Below are 18424 nucleotides of genomic sequence, written 5' to 3'. Positions count from 1 at the left end.
CGCGAAAAATTTCCAAACGTTGCTTGGAACAGGATTGGTTTGTTCATAACGGCTTTACGGCACGGGACTTTTTGGCCGCCATGCGCACAAAAATATCCAAAGCGTCAGGATTACGCATCGTGTCGCGGCTCGCTACGCGGGCAGGCTCACGCCCCATCAGGATTTTCTTAACGGGTGCTTCCAATTTTTTGCCACTGATGGTATAAGGTACCTCTGCGATTTCCTCAATGCGGTCGGGTACGTGCCTGGGGCTAAATTGATGGCGGAGCGTGGCATTGATGCGGGATCGTAGTTCGTCGTTTAAGGTACCTCCCTCTTTGAGTACCACAAACAAAGGCATGTCGCCGCTGCCGTCTTCATTTTCCAGATACACCACCAGACTGTCCCTGATTTCGGGGATACTTTCTACGGCGGCGTATACCTCGGCAGTACCGATACGTACGCCACCGCGGTTCAAGGTAGCATCCGATCGTCCGAAAATGATGACAGAGCCGCGCGAGGTGATCTTGATCCAGTCGCCGTGCCGCCATACACCGGGGTAGGTTTCGAAGTAGCTGCTGCGGTAGCGCTCATCGTCGGGATCGTTCCAGAAATAGATGGGCATTGAGGGCATGGGCTTGAGGATCACCATTTCGCCTAGCTGATCAATGACCGGCTCGCCCTCATCGTCGAAAGCTTCCAAATGGCAGCCCAGCATCCGGCACTGGATTTCGCCCGCGTATACGGGCAGTAGCGGGCACCCGCCCACAAAGGCGCTGCACACATCGGTACCACCACTCAGGGAAATGAGCCATACATCTTTCCGTACCGCCTCATAAATCCAGGTACAGGCGTCCGGAGTCAGCGGCGAACCCGTAGAGCCAATGGAAATGAGGTGCTTCAGTCGTTCGCTGGGCAGGCTCAGGTTGGCTTTGTGGCAGGCAATGAAGTAGGCCGCCCCGCCCCCAAAGTGGTTGATCCGGGCCTTTTCGGCAAAAGTCCATAGTACCTGTAGGGTAGGAAAGGCAGGCGCACCGTCGTACAGCACCAGCGTGGCGCCCGTCAGCAGCGAAGCCAGCGAATAATTCCACATCATCCAGCCCGTGGTGGAGTACCAGAAGTAACGGTCGCCGGGCTTCACGTTCTGGTGCAAAGCCAGCGTTTTCAGATGCTCAAGCAGACAGCCGCCCACGCTATGCGTAATGGCCTTAGGCTTGCCCGTGGTACCCGATGAATAGAGTACCCAGATGGGATGGTCAAAGGGTACCGCTTCAAAATCGAGACCTGTGTTGGGGCTATGGAGAATGTCCTCCCACGAAATGGTACCTTCGAGGGTACCTTCGGCGTCAAGGTAAGGTACCAGTACCGGAAGCTCTACCGAGGGAAGCGCATCGAGCAATGCACGAAAGGCAGTTGTCTTATCGTAGGTCCGGCCATTGTATTGGTAGCCATCGGCCATGATGAGTACCTTGGGAGCGATTTGGGCAAAGCGATCCAGGATACTGGCTTGTCCGAAATCGGGAGAGCAGCTCGACCACACGGCTCCCACGGCGTTGGTCGCCAGAAAGGCCACCACGGCCTGCGGGATATTGGGTAGCACGGCGGCCACGCGGTCGCCCCGCTGTACACCCCGTTTTCGCAGCCAGGTAGCTACGGCGGCCACCTGCTTTTCTAATGCGTCCCAAGAAATTTCGGTCAGTGCGTGTCGCTCCGACTGAAACACCAGGGCGGGGCGTTCTTTAGTCTTGTGGCGAAAAACATGTTCGGTGTAATTGAGCGTAGCGCGGGTGAACCATTGCGTATGGATCATATCGCTCTCGCCGGGCCGAACGACGTCAAAATACGTGTCGTGGCATTTTATCTGAAAGTAATGCCAAAGGCTTTCCCAGAAATCTTCGGTATCGGTCACCGACCACTCCCACAGATCATGATAATCACGAAAAAAAAGACCTTTTTTGACAAAAAGCCAGTCCATGTAGCTCTTCAGATTCGACTGCTCCACGAAAGCCCGGCTGGGTTTCCATAGGGGGGAGGGCGGTACGGATGTTGTCATGGGGTTTAGGATATATTGTCAGGCAAAGGCCTGCATTAATTTCAGTTAGTACTAACGAGAGAGAGGGGCTTTCTGGGATATGAAATCCAGAAATAATTCGTTCAGGAAAATACCGTACCTTTGCGTTCCATTTTTAGGAGGATATGTAATTTTCTGACCGTCAGGAGCGTTATCCTGGGGCCTTAGTACCTACCTCCCAGTTATTTTTATATTATTTACTACTTACCGATAATTCGGCAAAAGGAACAACCATCCAGTAGCGATACTGCATTCCTATGAAAAAACGAAACGAATTTCTCAAAGATCCCAAGTTTTCACGCCCATCGTCCCGCAGCCAGGAAGGCAAGGATGAATCACGTTACACCTCCGCCCGTCCCGCGCGCGACTCCGAAAAAGGAGGGCGCTCTGAGGGGCCGGTCTTCAAATCCAGAAAGAAGACAACGGAAAAACTTTTTAATAAACCTACCCTCAAAAAGTCAGACTTCAACCGGCTGAAAGCAGAGGATTCTCCGGTGCGGAAGCTCGACCGCGACGACCGACTCCGTGACAAACGGGCTACCCCTGAAGGTGATTCATTCCGGGAACGGCCCGCCCGAGATTTCAACAAACCGGCAGGAGGCTATAAATCGGGCAGTGAGTCGGGCCGCAGTTTTGATCGCAATCGCGACGACAGAAGTTCTGACCGACCTCGTCGTGACGACCGCGGAAGTCGTCCGCAAGATTCACCCCGGCGCGATTTTGATCGGCCCAGGAACAAAGATAGGGGACGGGGCGACCGGGATTCTGACCGTCCGGCTCGCCGTGACTTCGATAGGCCTAGGGAAGAAAGTGGTCCCCGCCGCGATGAAAGAGGTTCTGCTTCTAGCAGTAGGAACGAGCGTGCACCCCGTGACTTTGACCGCAATCGCGACGAGCGTGGCGCACGTAGCAACGATTTTCGTCGGGAAGGTACCCCTGGAGGTTCTGACCAGCGGCGGGATTCGGCTCGCCCGACCCGCAATTTTGATAGAGACCGCGATGAGCGTACCTCTGACCGCCCTCGCCGCGATACGCGTGACGACCGTTCACGAGGGGACGGTGGTCCCTTTCGCAAGGGGTTGGAACAGGGGAATCGCAAATTTGACCGCAACCGTACAGAACCCCCCCGTTCCGAGGTACCCCGCGATTCCAGGCGCAACGAAAAGCAAGATGGACCAAGTGAAGCCAAAAATCGTCGGGCAGGTCGTTTCAGCCGTCCTCCCCGCTATGATTTCAGCGATTATGAAGACCGGAAACCGAAAGTTCAAAAACATACCGACGACGATGTGCTGCGTCTGAACCGCTACATCGCCAATGCTGGTATCTGTTCGCGCCGCGAAGCAGACGAATTGATCGAAGCCGGGCAAATTACTGTGAACGGTGCTGTAGTGACTGAGATGGGCTACAAAGTCAAGCGCTCGGATGTAGTGAAATATGGCAAGAAATTGCTCAACCCCGAGCGGATGGTCTATCTGCTGATTAACAAACCCAAGGATTACATCACCACAACCGAGGATCCTGACGACCGAAGGACGGTAATGGATCTGGTAGCGGGTGCCTGTGAGGAACGTATATACCCAGTCGGTCGCTTGGATCGCAATACGACGGGCCTGCTTTTGCTAACCAATGATGGTGAACTGGCCAAAAAGTTGACGCATCCATCAAGTAATGTGAAGAAAATCTATCAGGCTGAATTGGATAAGCCCATTACAACCGAGGATTTTGAAGCTATGCAGGCTGGATTTGAGCTGGAGGACGGGTTTGTAAAACCTGATGATCTTGGAATCGTGACCCCCGACGCCATGGTGGTGGGCCTCGAAATCCATAGTGGCCGGAACCGTATCGTACGCCGTATGTTCGAGCACTTTGGTTATGAAGTACAAAAGTTGGACCGGACGGTTTTTGCCGGACTCAATAAGAAGGACTTGCCTCGGGGAAAGTGGCGTTTTCTGAATGAAAAGGAAGTAATTAAGCTTAAATTTCTGCTATAATCGGCTATAAAAGGAATTTTTAACGGGCTCATCGGCGCATTATTAATTAGCCGATGGGACCGTTAAAGAAAAGAGAAGTGGAAACACTAGTCTACTCGATCCTTTAGTTTAATCAGTTCTGTTGCTCTTGTCGTACGCATGTTAAAGATCGCCACTGCCAAAAGGGCACGGCAAAACACACGTAGCATTGGGGTATTTTATGATAGGCTGCCTTTGCCACAAGAAGCGTACCAATCGTTATCAGAAGCGACAGGGCAAGGATTTTTTTATTGAAAGATTTCATTGGCAAAAATTGCCAAATCTCGTCGCAGAATAACCATGATACGGGTGGAAAAGACAAAAGCGGTAGTTATGATTAGTATGTTTTCTGCCAATCCGACCACAATCAATACCTTATCGAATGAAAAAATAACATTGAGCAGGACCATCTGGGTTAGGGCACGTCCAAAGGGGAGCGCTCTTTCTTAACAGGATAGTCTGTTACTAAGAAGGCAAGAAATTGGATTCCTTTTCCAGTCCGTAGTGAATTTTTCTGGTGGTGCAGCAAAATTGAGAACCGAGCAGAATCGTTCCTCGAAATGGTAAGCAATGGAAGTGCCTTAGCACTATCGCGACCCTAGATAAAATTTTTAAGCTTTGTCTTGATGTAATTTTTGGAGTTTACCGGCAACAATTATAATGAAAATTATGTTATTTATTCCCAATCCTACTTCTAACCACGTGAGGGTGAATAGATTAATGATTGAATAATTGGTAAATAAGGATTCTAGGGCAGCAGTACCTGTTTCTAGCGATTTCCATCGATGAAAGTACTGGCTTGCTGCGGAAGCCACAAAGAATATTTAGGGCACTTAATTAAAAAAATGAAAATATTTTAATTTCCTTTCGGTTATGATCAATAGAATTCTTAATTTTGGCACAGTCTTTGCTAAATAAGGGTTATAATAAGGGTTATAATAAGGGTCAAGGCAAATTCTGCTATCCTCTAGCCCCAACTGGACTTGATAATGACAGAGCATCTGAAAGCTCTTCCCGATACTTAAGATAATAGTGTGTGTATAGTGTGGAACAAGGCATGGAAATTTTCCGTGCCTTTGTTTATTTCAGGACTGCAATGTCGCGTACAGCTAGGCTAGGAGAAGAACGATACAGGTAGAAAAAGATCAATGAAAAAAGCGGGAAGGCCAGAAATTGTCCTGGTCCAAGGTTATGATCAAAGAATGATATGACAAATGGATGCAGAATATATGAAAAATGTGACGCATCATTTTTAAAATAAAAAATTAAAGGTTTGGCGATAAAGAAAAGTACAAACCAAGCGAAGCAGATGATACCGCTCTCAAAAAGGACAATAATATATGTATTATGGGGATGTACCTTATAAAAGCGGTGTTTATATTTATTAACAGCCTCCGTCGAGTTGTCGGGCCCTACACCAAAAAGCAGCAGCTGGGGATTCTCTGAAACAATAGAAAAAATGTCGTTCCAAATAAGCAATCGGGATTCTTTGTTAACGACACCCTGCTTTGAGTGACCCTGATGCCTGTTTAACGCTAGGTTTTGACTACTCGACACCAATAAGTAAATAAAAGTCATACCTATCAGCAACCCTGTTTTAAGGGTAAGAGAGATGTTTCTACGAAGCAGGATCAAAAGCATACCACTGAGTGCTATGGCGAGAGTAGAGCTCCGACTACCGCTAATAATAACCAGATACAGGGCAATAGGAAGTGTAAGAACATCAATAAGAGCCAAGAACTTGCTGTTGGGAAAGTTCTTGATACGATCTATGGTCAATAGAAAATAGAAGGATGCTGCCCAGCCAAAGTTGTTAGATGTAAGGCCCAAGTCATCGCTCTGTTCGCCGTAAATGTTAGTTTCACCCAAAGTTGGGGTATTGATTAGATAAATAGCGATAGGAACAAAATAGACAAAACGAAAAATTTCAATAAGAATGAAATGACGATCCCGAGCAGATTGTGAAGTGGAGGTGGTACGGAAAAAATATTCCAGGTAAAAGAGGTAAATCAGAATTGTAAATAGCCGGAACAAGGCGACGGTAGGGTGTTCTGATAAAATAACGGAGGGAATGAATAACAAACCAAAAACAGGCACTACATAAAAAAACGTTGATCTGAGTATATATCTGACTGAAGGGGGGAATTATAGAGCTGAAAAATGGAATACAGCAGGAGCGCTATACGCCCGATTTTCAGAAATGCATAGAACTCTTTAGCCACATTGGCCATCCAGTAGCCCATAATTACTAGCAGTACATTGGCCAGGAATAAAAACCAGTTCTTATCAAAGCGGTAAAGGAATTTGATAAATCGATAGGGCCTGTAGTACATTTTATCTTGACAATATACGTTGGTAGACGTCCACACAGGTTTGTGCAATCCTAGTCCAGTCATGATATTGGGCAACATACTTCCGGGCGTTCTGTCCTAAAGCCAGCCTGGCAAGTCTGTTCCGGATTAACCCTAGTAGTATGCTCGCCACTTCCTGTGGCTGGGTCGGATCACAGGTGACTAAGGCTTCCATACGTACAGCTTGGTCAACATTCCAGCCTTTGCCGATTAGGGTTGCTACTCCGCTACCCATGCTCTCCATGATAGCCAGAGTCAAGCCTTCGCTATGTGATAAATGGCAGAAAATATCGGCCTCGGCCAAGCGGGCGTACTTTTGGGCTTCGTCCAAAAAACCCAGCCATGTGATCTTCTTACTCAATTTATATTCTTCGATCAACATGTCTAACTGTCCTACGTACCCGGGATTCTGTTTTCGGTCACCCCCAATATACAAGTGAACCTCTGGCACAACAGCCGCTACTTCTCTCAGAGCAGCTAAAAGGTAATGTAGTCCTTTCTTTGGGTGAATTCGGCCAATGAATACTATTCTGATAAAAGTTTTCTCTTCTTTTTTGTGAAAGGCCGGCAGATGGATACCGTTTGGCAAATAATGTACAGGCACGTTTTCAATCAGTTGACGGATTAAGTCAGCTTCATCCTGTGAGATAGCAAATATTCCTGCCGATTTACGTAAGGTAGGTATTTCAAAAAGAAATAAATATAGCTTTTTCTTTAGACTCTTTAATAAGCCCTTCTGAACAACCCCAGGATCGAGGCTACCATGGATATGGAAAAAAACTGGCAAGCCGCAGCGCTTTCCTACTCGACTGGCGTATTGGTTAAGGGGATGGAATACATTGTGGGCGTGAATGACATCGAACTGAGACCCATTATACCGCAAGGCCTTGAAAAGTTCTGGGGAAAATAGCACACCTGCTTTATAGGCATCAAAATAATGAATTTCAACTCCTTCACTTGTCAGAGACCGATTCTCTTCTGTAAGAATGAATTTCTCGTCGCTGTTATAGTTGGTAGTATATACTACCGACTGATGTCCCAGTTGAGCCTGAGCGCGGGCCAGTTCATATACGGCTTTGGGTATGCCTCCTTTGTACCTGTGCGGAACCAAACTATATACCACATGAAGGATGTTCATGGCTTTTGGCGTAAGGAAAATGCATATTCGATGGCTTTACTGAAACCCGAGGCCATTACATCGATCGTACGGTGCCGCCAATAACTGTCACAGGCAGCTTTTGACATTACCTTGACTCGCTGTGGATTATCTAGGAGAGCTAGCAGAGTAGATTCTAGATTGGGATAGGTGCCGGGGTATAGGAATCCATTGTAATCATCCTGAATAGCAAAGCGTTCGCCGCCTGTAATCGCATGGGCACTGGTGATAAAAGGCAAGCCAAAGGAAAAACTTTTAAGTACTGATAATCCCGCCTGCCCGGGAGAAACACAGACCAGTGCATCCTTGAAAATAGTACTTAGAACTTTGTCCTGATTGACTTGGCCATGGAAGACAATGCGTTTCTCCATTCCTTGATTTAAGATTTTTTCCTTCAACAGCGGTTTTAGAGTTCCTTCACCCACAATGTGCAGCGTAAGATAGTGGTACTTGGGAGCTAGTATGAAAAAACAATGTAAAAGTTCATCCAAGTTTTTTCGAGCCTGCAATGAACCTATGAAGACGAGTTTGGTTTTAATAGCTTGACTTCTCTGATCCCAGTACTCATCTGACCACTCGGTATTGACTGTGTTAGGTGCAACAAAAAGCTTTTGTTCAGAGATTCCAGCCCGTTTGTATTTCTCAACCGGGTAGTCTGAATAGAATATCATGGCGTCGGCCCGGCGTGCAAAGTAATAACGAACCGGATCATACAGTTTGATGGCATCGTAGCCTTTTTCGGTAGAGACACCTATTCCCCAGAAAACATAACCAAAAGGACGGTTTCGTATTAGCACGAGCTTAAGATGAGTCAGCCACCGGATATCGAACATAGCAATTACTACATCGTATTCGCAGCAAAGTTCATATAACCTTTCGTGCAATACGAACGCCTTTGCCTTCTGTATTGACAGTTTTATTTGCCGAAACTCAGTTTTTGGCACCACGTCTCCGTAAGGAAAAGCTACACATACCTCATAGCCTGCTTGACGATTGAGGAATTCATACAGCGGAATGCGATAATGAAGTAACCTGTTTTGAAGAAAAAGTATCCTTTTTTTAGTTGTCATGGTGTTCTGCTTCCGGATATCTCGGGCTGCAAGAATGCATCATACCAAAGTGCCACGCTCAAAATTCTAAATAGTAGCCGATGCTGCTTTTTTCTATTCCGTTCCACGTTTTCAATTAGACTGTCTAAGGCAACCTGATCAAACCAATGCTCCTGGGTGACTACAGGGTGGCTTTTTATATAGTTGAGGAGGTCCCGGTTCTGAAATACTTCCTCAAAAGGCGAGGTAAATCCTATTTTGTTCCGATCATCCAATAATTTATTTGGCACAATCCCCTGCATTGCTTGCCTATGCAGGTATTTACCCATGCCCTGATGGATCAGGTAGCTGTCGGGTAATCTAAACACATATTCAACCAACCGGTAATCCATGAATGGCAGGCGGCTTTCCAATGAGTGCATCATGGAGATGTTGTCTCCATAATGGAGCAGATTGACAAGCCCGCCCGTATGCTGTTCGTAAAGCCGCTGTTTAAGTAAGCCCGAAAATTTTTTCTGCGGCGGTTGGTCTCTATATTTCGAAAGGCCGGTACCGTAAATATTTTCTATGCCCTGAGCTTTTCTTCCCAGCGTTCGAAAACGGGCGGGTAGACTGGTACGTAAAAACAACAAGCCTGCGTAAGTAAGCGACCAGTTTTTTCTGAAAGCGCGTAGGGCAGTCCAAGAGGCCTTAAGTTCCCCGGCCTTGATACGATCTAACCAATATTCACAAAAAATAGCGTTGATATAGCCGGCCAGCAACTCATCAGCTCCCTGACCTTCCAGAAAGACAATGATGTCTTGCTTCGCTCTCTGAAGTACCTGCGAGAGAGGGAAAATCGCTGGAGACGAATGTCCACCCTCCAGGTGATAAACTAACAGCCGTAAATCGGGTAAGAAATCGGTATAATCGACCCTCTGCTGATGAGCCCTATAGCCCATGTCCTTCTGCAAAGATTCTACAGTTTTAAATTCATCGTAGGGCTTGTCAGGGAAACTAGCCGTGTATGTGTACAGAGAACGGCCGGAAATACGCTGGGCCATGGCCACGATCGACTGTGAATCAATACCTGACGAGAGCGTGGCTCCATAGGGCACATCGGTTCGCAGTCGTATGCGGGTTGCATCCTCGAACAAAGTGCGATACCTATGGGTTGCCTCTTGAAAGGAAGTAGTCGTATCTTCATTGTCAGGGTAATCCCAGTAGCGGATAGTTTGGGTTTGACCCTGGCGTATGACCATATAATGGGCGGGAGCCAGTCGACTCACATTTTCGAACCAAGTATCGAGCGACTCGCCTCCAACTGACTCACGGCAGTAGCCGGCAATGGTATTCAGGTTTGGAGTACGGAGGGCGGGTTTTAGGACCAATAGGCTCTTGATAACCGATCCAAAATAGAAGGCATGCTGATCGGCATGATAATAACAGGGCTTTATCCCAAAGCGGTCACGGGCTAAGAACAGGCTTTTGCGGTCTTTGTCATAAAGAGCAAAAGCCCACATTCCATTGAATCGCAGTAGACAATCATATCCCCACTCCTGGTAAGCAGCTGCCAGGACTTCTGTATCAGACGTAGTACGGAACTTGTATCCTTTTGACACCAGCTCTTCTCTAATTTCCAGGTAATTATATATTTCGCCATTGAAAATAAGACATAGATTACCGTAATGAAATGGCTGATTGGATTCATTTGAGAGGTCGATGATGGAAAGGCGTACATGACCCAGTTCAATACTACGGTCGGGAGCGGTATAGCGGCCAGTAGCATCGGGCCCTCGGTGCTTCATCCGGCTTATAGCCTCATCAAACTGGCTCTCGGAAAATTGGATGGGTGAACCATCCAAAGAATAAACACCTAAAATTCCACACATAATTTCATCAAACCTACCTAGGATAACGAAGGTAGGGAATTGTAAAGTTTTTCAAACTGTGTGTTTCTTTGCAGAAGGGCTAGCTGTTCCGCAGAAGCCCGGAATTCAGCGATTTGAATTGCCCTGATTGTATCATATGGCGAATCATTTTCGCTAATACAGACTCCGGTGCGGAGTTCTCCAATCAACCGGCGCATTTCTTGAGAGGGGCGATAGCATATCGGAATGACTCCGGATCCCAGGTAATCATAAAATTTCTGGGCAACTCGTCCACCCATTTCGCTGCCTTTGGGCAGATAAATAAACCCAAAGCGGTAAGCAGTCAGTAGAAGAGGGATCTCTTCTGGTTCAACTACGCCCCGGTAGGAGATGCAAGGTGATGTGTCCATAAAGGTGTCATATTCTCCATAAAAATCACAGGTTACTACCTGTTCCTGAAAACAGTTGAGTAAGCTATGAATCCATCGGGTCGCTTGCCCGGCAGTAGTACCCCCTGTGTAAACAAATCGTAAATTATCTATATTATGAACAGCCTGATTCTGTAATATATGATCAAAGCCATTTGCAACAGTCAAAAGTTTGGAGCGATGGCCTGGAAAACGACCCGACCAGTGATTTTGATCCCAGACGGTATTGCACACAATATGATCAGCATGGTACATAGCCCAACGCTCAATAAATGGATCGAGGTACCTTTTGGTAATCGGTGGGGCATACAATGGGTGTTGTGTCCATAGATCCCGGAAATCGAGTATCCATTTTATTTGGGAAGGAAAAAAAAATTTGCCTACGATGCCAGCTATCACTAGGCCATTGGGTGGGCAGGTCGTGAGTAAATAAACAGGTATTGGCGAATACTTTATTTTTTTACGTAAAACCCAGATCACCTTAAGCGCCCACAGAAACGTATAGTCAGGTGGAAATGCCCGAAGCACAGACCATCGCATCCATCGACTTTCGGGTATGGTTAGTTCCGGTCCGCTCGAACAGGTCGAAGTCACGAGCGTGACATCCCACCCTTTTTGCCTGAAAAAATCAGACATGCGGTAAGGACGAAGCGCTCCCACAAATGTTTTTGGATTGTTATAACTCCAATAGCTTATAATATACAGACGGGGGGGGACATAGAGAAAGAACAATGTGTTCATACTTGTTTTTTGGTTGGGTACCGCATCAAAAGTTCCTCTCCGAAGAGTCGAATCTGTTCGGCGATAACACTCCATTCCAGAGTTTTAGCAAATTCCAGCACCTTTTTTCTTGTTTCTTTTTCGTCCAACTGCCGTGCCCGTTCTATGAGTAAACCCAGAGACTGGACATCGTGCAAGTTTCCCGTCAAAACAATGTTCTCAGGAAAATGCCCTACAAACAACTCCGAGGCTATTACCGGTTTTCCCGCGCTAAACGCCAAAGCTGCCATACCGGAATTGAGTATGTTTTCGTAAGGGAGCACCACAAAACGAGCCAGATCTAAAAAATTGAGTAACTGACAGTCAGGTACATACTGTAAATGAAGGCGTAATGAGGAGTAGGTAGCAGCAGTCTCCATCAAATCGCGGGCTAGGGTGCTGTTCTGAGGTTTTCCAGCTACCACCAGCTTTAAACCTGGATTATTTTGATTGTACGTGCAAAACGTTTTCACAAATGGGACTACTCCTTTCCCTTCTCGTATTTCCCCTAAGATCAGCAGTGTCCAATCTTCGGACTCTATCCCTAGTTTCTGATTCAGGTCCAGATTCGGATCTCGGCCCAGAATTTCGCTATAATTTCCGTGGGGAATATGCCGTATGGGAGTAGAGGCAGGCAAGGCAAGGTATTCTTGAACGACGGAAGTAGAACATTGATTAAATATCCGGATGCCATCCACTGCCCGAGCCAATTGTCTGAAACTCCATTGCTCCAGCAGTTGATGCCGATTATCGTGGCGATGCAGATTATGAATGTTCCAGATGATCGGTACCTGACGATGCCTGATTTTATGCCGATCCCGAATGCCCGCCAATGTTTTAACCACAGTGGGGATCAGGCTAGGGGAAGTGTAAAATGAATGTACCCAATCGAGTAGGATTACGTCTGCCGAAGTGATCCTTAACGTTTTGCTGAGTGGTTCAAAAGGGAAATAAGGAATTTTATCAATTTGTACACCGACCTTCTCAAAACCCTGGGCCATAAGCCGCTGGTAGGGATTAGTACTTTGCTCATTCCAGGGCATTATTCCAAAGGTCAATGGATGCAAAGCAGGAGACATATTGATTTCGTGGAATTAAGCCATTAAACTGGATCGTCTACTTCTAGTTGACTAGCACTGTGGCCTCTAATATTTTCCAACATGAATTCAGGTCAAAAGGCTATTGTGAGTACTTTTCCGACAGCAAGGTATAAAAAAAGAGCGAACCCCGAGCGGGGTTCGCTCTTGCTACATTTATTATAAGTACCTCAAGGTACGATAAACAGCTTGGCAATGGCCAACACTTCATCCTTAGTCAGGGGTTCGTCGAATGCTTCGGTAATGGCCTGTTTTGATTTGCCAGCTATACCATTGATGTCTGTACCACCCTGTACCGTATTGTCGTCTCCTGCGTATACAGCGGCGGGTGATCCTTCATTCAGTGTAATCCAAGGCTTGATTTGGGGAGCATTTCTGATTTCTGATAGAATATCCCGTGATTTAGCCGCGTGACGTGCTTCTACTGAGTGTACCTGTAGAGCATACTCAAGAATCTGCGGATCATTTATCAGGTTTCCTGCCTGTCCTTTATAAGCACGAACTCCGGTATCCTCGAAAGCGTGCGATAAAAAAGCAAAGGTATCAAATACACCAAAAGGGTTTGGAAAAGTACCACCTGCCGAAAAGTCAAAATTAGGCTTGGCTACTGCGGCAGATCCTAAAGCTCCTTTCAGGAAAGCTACATGCTGCGATTCATGCTTACCGATCTGATTATAGACCAGGGTATATTTGGCAGGAATAAGGCCAGAAGCCATATTACCCATTTTGTAGAACTCGTCTTCTAAGTATTCGAGCGTAAGGGCAAAATTCAAAACATCCACAGCCATGGCCGACTGCGCATAAGCTTTGTTGACGATCGAAGCCATCGCCACAGGGAGCGCCGCCGCCGTGAGGTTCCGGCTGAACTTAGTCATGAAGCTACGGCGGGTTGCGTGCTCGATACGTCCGATCGCGTCGCCATCTATTTGCTGGATTTCATCTATAATTTTGAAAATATTCATAGTCTTGTTCTTTTGATATTGTTAATGGGGTTGTCAAAAATTATTTTGGCAAGTTGTTGCCTGAAATCTTGGTAGCAATGAACGGAGCTACGGCAGGCAATATCATACTAGGCGATTTAGCCAGATCGAGTCCGTTGCTATCAATGACATCGTCACCCGCAAAGGCGGTCGTATTAGGCTCAAGCAAATCACGGATAATGGCCGCATGGCGTGCCTCCACCGAAACAATTTTACCCGCCAATAAAAGGTACCCTCCATCTTTGATCAACTTACCGGCTCCATTGTAAGCCGCAACCCCTGTATCTTCAAATACCTTGGCCGTTCCCAGCACACTGGCGCGGCTTGCAAAGTCAATAGAAGAAAAATTAACCGATAGACCTGGGATGGCCATACTACCTAAAGCTGCTTTGAAAAACTCCCGGTGTACAATTTCATGGTCACGAATATCAGTAAGGAAACGCATTTCCTTATCAGTCATATTGATATAAGGCGTCATGAGTACCTGCATGTAAAAAGCAGCTTCAAGCTGCTCGAGAGCATAGGCATAGTTCAGGATCCCAATATCGCCCGAACCGAGGTCCACAACTTGATCACCGGGATCCAGGTCATGATCGGTACAGGCACTCATAACAAAGGCCCCGGTTGCTGCGGCAACCCCGGCCGAACGCAGGAAAAAGCGCCGGTTGACCACATCCAACATCGGATTATTCTCAGAAGAATTCGATGATACTTTTGTGTTTGTCGTTTTTTTCATAGTTGTAATAGGTTTTAAAAAATTGCTTATTCTATTTGTGTCTCAAACTCTATAAAAAACTTACGCCATAGAAGTTGGTCTGGATTACAAAAAGTACATTTTAGTTCCCGTGTCCTCAGAGATGCTCTCAGGAAAAATTTGATTATACTAATATTAATCTACTAATAAGTTTGATTTCGTGGTACAATAGCAAGACTTGGTTCTTTTAGATATTGCCGAATATTTTCAGAATGATTCCTTGATTTAGAATGATTTTAGATAATTTAATACGCCTACCCCATACTGGCATTCCCCATTTGTAGGATGGGTTTACCCGCCGCACAGGCCAATAATACCCGAACGGCTGCTGTGAACATCAGACAATCGCCTTACCTTTGCACTCCTGAAAACTACGATTTGGCACATTATGAGTACAGCGAACATGAGTTCGGGTTTTATCGAAGAATTGCGCTGGCGCGGCATGTTGCACGACATGATGCCCGGCACTGACGCCCAATTGGCGCAGCAGTCGATGGCGGGGTACATTGGTTTTGATCCTACGGCGGCATCACTACACATCGGGAATCTGGCCACAATCATGCTGCTGGTGCATTTCCAGCGGGCTGGTCATAAGCCCTTTGCCCTCGTCGGCGGGGCCACAGGCATGATTGGCGATCCCTCCTTCAAAGCTTCCGAGCGCTCCTTCCTGTCGGAAGATACCCTGCGGCACAATCAAGAGGGCATCCGCCGTCAGCTGGCGTCTTTTTTGGACTTCGACTGTGGAGAAAACTCGGCCGAGATGGTCAATAACTACGATTGGTTCAAGGAAATCGGCTTTCTGACGTTTTTACGGGACGTGGGCAAATTCCTGTCCGTAAACTACATGATGGGGAAAGATTCAGTTAAGAACCGGCTTGAGACGGGTATTTCTTTTACCGAGTTCTCGTATCAGCTGCTGCAAGGCTATGATTTCTACTGGCTTTACAAACATAAGGGGGTACGTTTGCAAATGGGCGGCTCGGATCAATGGGGCAATATAACTACCGGAACCGAACTGATTCGGCGCAAAGAGGGCGATGACGAGGGGTACTTCAAAGCTTTCGCTCTTACTACTCCCCTAATTACCAAATCCGACGGGACTAAGTTTGGCAAAAGCGAGGGAGGGAATGTGTGGCTGGACCCGACGATGACTTCACCTTATCAGTTCTATCAATTCTGGATCAACCAATCGGACGAAGATTCCCACCGGCTCCTGCGCGTATTTACTTTATATACCCAGGAGGAAATCGAGGAACTGGAATCCCGGCATGGGCAGGCTCCGCACCTGCGTATCATGCAAAAGGCCCTGGCGGAGGAAGTTACCACACGCGTACATTCGGCACGCGACTATCAGCTGGCCGTAAAGGCGTCGGAGGTACTGTTTGGCAAAGCTACTCTGGAAACCCTGCGCGGGATCGAAGCCGATGAATTTGAAACTATTTTCGAGGGGGTACCTCAATCCCTTGTGAGTCGTTCCGATTGGGACGCCTGTCCCACTGTCACCGAGCTACTTTCTACGGTAACGCAGGGCGAAATATATGCTTCCAAAGGCGAAACCCGCCGGGCCATTCAGCAAAATGCAGTAAGCATCAATAAGGTGAAAGTTACGGGGGCAGAGCAGCCGCTATCTGACTTTGACTTATTGCAGGATCGCTTTGTACTGGTATCCAAAGGCAAGAAAAATCATTTGGTGAAGGTGGAGTAGGGAGTTGATGAGGTTAAGACAAAGGGTCAGAACTTATCAGCTTTTTCCTACAAACGTATTGATAATGGGCGCAGCGGTGGGATTGTACTGATACGACTGCCAGGTACCGTCTTCGTACACCTCTACCACCCGGTAGCCTTTGTAGGTGGTACCCCAGCTGCCTCCGAAGTGCCCATCGAAAAAATAGGGTTTTTCACCACTCATCTTGCCGCCGTCCTCGTTGTGGTCGTGGCCGTGGAACATAGCCTTCACATTAGGCGTTTTTTCCAGCAACTCCCGTACCTCCTGGCAATCGACCCCATTGTCGGTCCATTTGGCGGGTGTGATATGCAGGAACACGAAGATTCCTTTCTTACTGCTGTATTTAGCCAATTCGCCGCGCAACCACGATACATCGGGACATAGGTACTCTCCTTTCTCGTTGGAGGTATCGCCCAAAATGAAGGCGTACTCGCCTCGCGCAAAACTGTGGTTGGGAGGGTACCCCCACGTTCCTTCCCACACGTCGGCTCCTACCCGGTCGTGGTTGCCTCGCGTCACAAAGAAAGGAATCGTGAGACTGCGCAGGGCCGTTTTAGCATCGTAAAGCAAGGTAGGCTCATCATGAATGATGTCTCCATTGAAAATGACAAAATCCAGGCCCTTTTGTAATTTTTCCTGGTTGAGCCATCGTACCAGATCTGAATGGAATTTTTCGAAATCAGTTTGGGGCTGTCCGTAATGCCCATCGGAAGCTACCACAAACCGCAACGCAAAGGGAACCGGACGTATGGACGGGATAGAAGTAGAAAGCCAGGGCAGGGCAGGCAGTAATTTCAGGAGGTCACGACGGGCCAGTTGCATGGGAACGACAAAGTGAGGTTGGTCCAAAACAGGTGTTGTACGGGATAAAAGTACGGGATTTTTGGTGACCTAAGGGTTAATTTCTCGGCTTGTAAAGGGGTAAATGGCTATTCAGGTGTCTTTTCCATACGTAGTTTTAAAAAAAAGAACGATTATTGCTGCCGGTACCTACGTAGCCTGTGATTATCCATCAAACTTAGTGAGCTTATCCATGAAATATTTAGTATCCTGCCTATTGCTGATTTTTGGTTTGGGAATAACGGCCCGTGCCCAATTGAGTTTTGACGGGAACGCAGGGTACGTCATTCCTTCCAATGAAGGAGGACAAGGCGCCTGGGGCGGTGGGATAGGGATAAAATACTACCTGTTGCCAAAAATCGCCGTGGGGATACGGGGGCGCGCCTACATCGAAAATGTCACACAAGAAGGCAATGGCCTTGTAGGTCGCCTCACTGCGGTTACCGTGCCGGTCATGGGTACATTCGTTTACCAGTTTACCGACCGGGATCTGCATCCCTATGTAGGTTTGGAGGCCGGTATTATACGCACGGCTGTAAATGCCGACCTGAGTTTCAACAGCAATAAGGTCTACGACGATGTGGTGGTCAACACTACGTTTGGATTCGCTCCGAAAATAGGTGTAGGGTACGACCTCACTCAGGGATTGACGGCCATCGGGGAGGTACTTTACAACATAGGGTTGGGTAAAAATCAGGCCGGCGACACCCAGTACACTTTCGATCGATCGTCCCATTTCCTGACCGCTCACGTGGGTATTTCATTCACTTTCGGCAATCGTTTCGATCGCAATCGCCTTACTTCCGAACTCGTGAGCCGCCGGCCCTGAGATTTGAACGGTTTAGGTAGGTATTTTTCTTATCTTCCGGAAAAAACAGCACGGAAAATCCTGCGACGGAAAAAAAGATGGATCGACTTTCGCTACAACGGGCCGCCGCGTTCTGTGCTTATCAGGAGCGTACACCCGATGAAGTGCGCCAGCGCCTGGCGCAATGGGAAGTGGTCGATGAAGCTGCCGATGAGATCATTGCGGAGCTGATATCCCTGAACTATCTGAGTCAGGAACGCTTCGCCAAGACCTACGTCAGCGGTAAGTTCAGGATTAAGAAGTGGGGCAAGTTGCGGATCAGACAGGAACTGGCGCGGCGCGGGCTGGACGATGCCTCCATTCGACAGGGCATGGAAGAAATCAACGACAGTGCGTACGAAGAAACCCTGCGCAAGCTATTGGCCAAAAAAGAGGAACAGCTGCTCCGGTCAGAACCTGATGCCTTTAAGCGTAAGCAAAAACTCGTGCGCTTCGCTCTGAGCAAGGGCTACGAGAGCGGGGTCGTGTGGAAAATCGTGAATGAGGTATTAGGCAATTAGAGGAAAG

The 18424-nt window shown here is 47.4% G+C and carries 14 protein-coding genes and 1 pseudogene; 4 read left to right on the top strand and 11 right to left on the bottom strand.

Features of this window, described 5'->3' with window-relative positions:
* Positions 1-43 precede the first annotated feature (43 nt).
* Entirely contained in the window at positions 44-2032 is a 1989-nt protein-coding gene (locus GBK04_RS08595) for an acetoacetate--CoA ligase (RefSeq protein WP_152758644.1), read from the bottom strand.
* A gap of 275 nt (positions 2033-2307) precedes the next feature.
* Between GBK04_RS08595 and GBK04_RS08590 the strand changes: the two genes are divergently transcribed.
* Positions 2308-4041 (top strand): pseudouridine synthase, encoded by a 1734-nt coding sequence (locus tag GBK04_RS08590; protein ID WP_152758642.1) that lies wholly within the window; start codon positions 2308-2310, stop codon positions 4039-4041.
* A gap of 266 nt (positions 4042-4307) precedes the next feature.
* Here GBK04_RS08590 and GBK04_RS08585 read toward each other — a convergent pair.
* The 9 genes and pseudogenes from GBK04_RS08585 to GBK04_RS08545 all read right to left on the bottom strand — a co-directional run.
* Positions 4308-4487: pseudogene (locus tag GBK04_RS08585) on the bottom strand (TerC family protein); the annotation flags it as partial.
* Positions 4488-5139: 652 nt separating this feature from the next.
* Positions 5140-6156 (bottom strand): O-antigen ligase family protein, encoded by a 1017-nt coding sequence (locus GBK04_RS08580; RefSeq protein WP_152758639.1) that lies wholly within the window; start codon positions 6154-6156, stop codon positions 5140-5142.
* Positions 6157-6393: 237 nt separating this feature from the next.
* The gene (locus GBK04_RS08575; RefSeq protein WP_152758637.1) at positions 6394-7548 is read right to left on the bottom strand and encodes a glycosyltransferase; all 1155 of its coding nucleotides are present in this window, start codon (positions 7546-7548) and stop codon (positions 6394-6396) included.
* A complete protein-coding gene (locus GBK04_RS08570) occupies positions 7545-8636 on the bottom strand; it encodes a glycosyltransferase family 4 protein (RefSeq protein ID WP_152758635.1) in 1092 nt (363 codons plus the stop codon). Before GBK04_RS08570 ends, GBK04_RS08575 begins: the two co-directional genes overlap by 4 nt.
* The gene (gene asnB, locus GBK04_RS08565) at positions 8633-10486 is read right to left on the bottom strand and encodes an asparagine synthase (glutamine-hydrolyzing) (RefSeq protein WP_152758633.1); all 1854 of its coding nucleotides are present in this window, start codon (positions 10484-10486) and stop codon (positions 8633-8635) included. The genes GBK04_RS08570 and asnB overlap by 4 nt, the downstream gene beginning before the upstream one ends.
* 17 nt (positions 10487-10503) lie before the next feature.
* Positions 10504-11634: a glycosyltransferase gene (locus GBK04_RS08560; RefSeq protein WP_373330835.1), complete on the bottom strand. Its 1131-nt coding sequence runs from the start codon at positions 11632-11634 to the stop codon at positions 10504-10506.
* Positions 11631-12653: a glycosyltransferase gene (locus tag GBK04_RS08555; protein ID WP_373330834.1), complete on the bottom strand. Its 1023-nt coding sequence runs from the start codon at positions 12651-12653 to the stop codon at positions 11631-11633. Before GBK04_RS08555 ends, GBK04_RS08560 begins: the two co-directional genes overlap by 4 nt.
* Positions 12654-12919: 266 nt before the next feature.
* On the bottom strand, positions 12920-13711 hold the full coding sequence (locus tag GBK04_RS08550) for a ferritin-like domain-containing protein (protein WP_152758627.1): 792 nt from the start codon (positions 13709-13711) through the stop codon (positions 12920-12922).
* A 40-nt stretch (positions 13712-13751) separates the two neighbouring features.
* Positions 13752-14465 (bottom strand): ferritin-like domain-containing protein, encoded by a 714-nt coding sequence (locus GBK04_RS08545; RefSeq protein ID WP_152758625.1) that lies wholly within the window; start codon positions 14463-14465, stop codon positions 13752-13754.
* Between the two features lie 406 nt (positions 14466-14871).
* Between GBK04_RS08545 and tyrS the strand changes: the two genes are divergently transcribed.
* Entirely contained in the window at positions 14872-16188 is a 1317-nt protein-coding gene (gene tyrS / locus GBK04_RS08540; RefSeq protein WP_373330833.1) for a tyrosine--tRNA ligase, read from the top strand.
* A 36-nt stretch (positions 16189-16224) separates the two neighbouring features.
* Here tyrS and GBK04_RS08535 read toward each other — a convergent pair whose 3' ends face one another.
* Positions 16225-17058 carry a metallophosphoesterase family protein gene (locus GBK04_RS08535; protein ID WP_373330832.1) on the bottom strand — a complete coding sequence of 278 codons (834 nt, stop codon included), beginning with the start codon at positions 17056-17058 and terminating at the stop codon, positions 16225-16227.
* A 184-nt stretch (positions 17059-17242) separates the two neighbouring features.
* Here GBK04_RS08535 and GBK04_RS08530 point away from each other — a divergent pair, with 184 nt between their 5' ends.
* Together GBK04_RS08530 and GBK04_RS08525 are read left to right on the top strand one after the other, a co-directional pair.
* Positions 17243-17878, top strand: a complete 636-nt coding sequence (locus GBK04_RS08530) for an outer membrane protein (RefSeq protein WP_152758623.1) — start codon at positions 17243-17245, stop codon at positions 17876-17878.
* Positions 17879-17955: 77 nt separating this feature from the next.
* Positions 17956-18417, top strand: a complete 462-nt coding sequence (locus GBK04_RS08525; protein WP_152758621.1) for a regulatory protein RecX — start codon at positions 17956-17958, stop codon at positions 18415-18417.
* The last annotated feature ends 7 nt before the right edge of the window (positions 18418-18424 follow it).

This window comes from Salmonirosea aquatica, from assembly GCF_009296315.1.
In the GTDB taxonomy this organism is placed as follows: domain Bacteria; phylum Bacteroidota; class Bacteroidia; order Cytophagales; family Spirosomataceae; genus Salmonirosea; species Salmonirosea aquatica.
Note: the sequence above shows the minus strand (reverse complement) of the source record. Positions and strands in the feature narration are given on the sequence as shown.

Coding starts and splice junctions, on each gene's coding strand:
- GBK04_RS08595 (WP_152758644.1), bottom strand. CDS start 2,032: ATGACAACATCCGTACCGCCCTCCCCCCTATGGAAACCCAGCCGGGCT.
- GBK04_RS08590 (WP_152758642.1), top strand. CDS start 2,308: ATGAAAAAACGAAACGAATTTCTCAAAGATCCCAAGTTTTCACGCCCA.
- GBK04_RS08575 (WP_152758637.1), bottom strand. CDS start 7,548: ATGAACATCCTTCATGTGGTATATAGTTTGGTTCCGCACAGGTACAAA.
- GBK04_RS08570 (WP_152758635.1), bottom strand. CDS start 8,636: ATGACAACTAAAAAAAGGATACTTTTTCTTCAAAACAGGTTACTTCAT.
- asnB (WP_152758633.1), bottom strand. CDS start 10,486: ATGTGTGGAATTTTAGGTGTTTATTCTTTGGATGGTTCACCCATCCAA.
- GBK04_RS08560 (WP_373330835.1), bottom strand. CDS start 11,634: ATGAACACATTGTTCTTTCTCTATGTCCCCCCCCGTCTGTATATTATA.
- GBK04_RS08555 (WP_373330834.1), bottom strand. CDS start 12,653: ATGGCCCAGGGTTTTGAGAAGGTCGGTGTACAAATTGATAAAATTCCT.
- GBK04_RS08550 (WP_152758627.1), bottom strand. CDS start 13,711: ATGAATATTTTCAAAATTATAGATGAAATCCAGCAAATAGATGGCGAC.
- GBK04_RS08545 (WP_152758625.1), bottom strand. CDS start 14,465: ATGAAAAAAACGACAAACACAAAAGTATCATCGAATTCTTCTGAGAAT.
- tyrS (WP_373330833.1), top strand. CDS start 14,872: ATGAGTACAGCGAACATGAGTTCGGGTTTTATCGAAGAATTGCGCTGG.
- GBK04_RS08530 (WP_152758623.1), top strand. CDS start 17,243: ATGAAATATTTAGTATCCTGCCTATTGCTGATTTTTGGTTTGGGAATA.
- GBK04_RS08525 (WP_152758621.1), top strand. CDS start 17,956: ATGGATCGACTTTCGCTACAACGGGCCGCCGCGTTCTGTGCTTATCAG.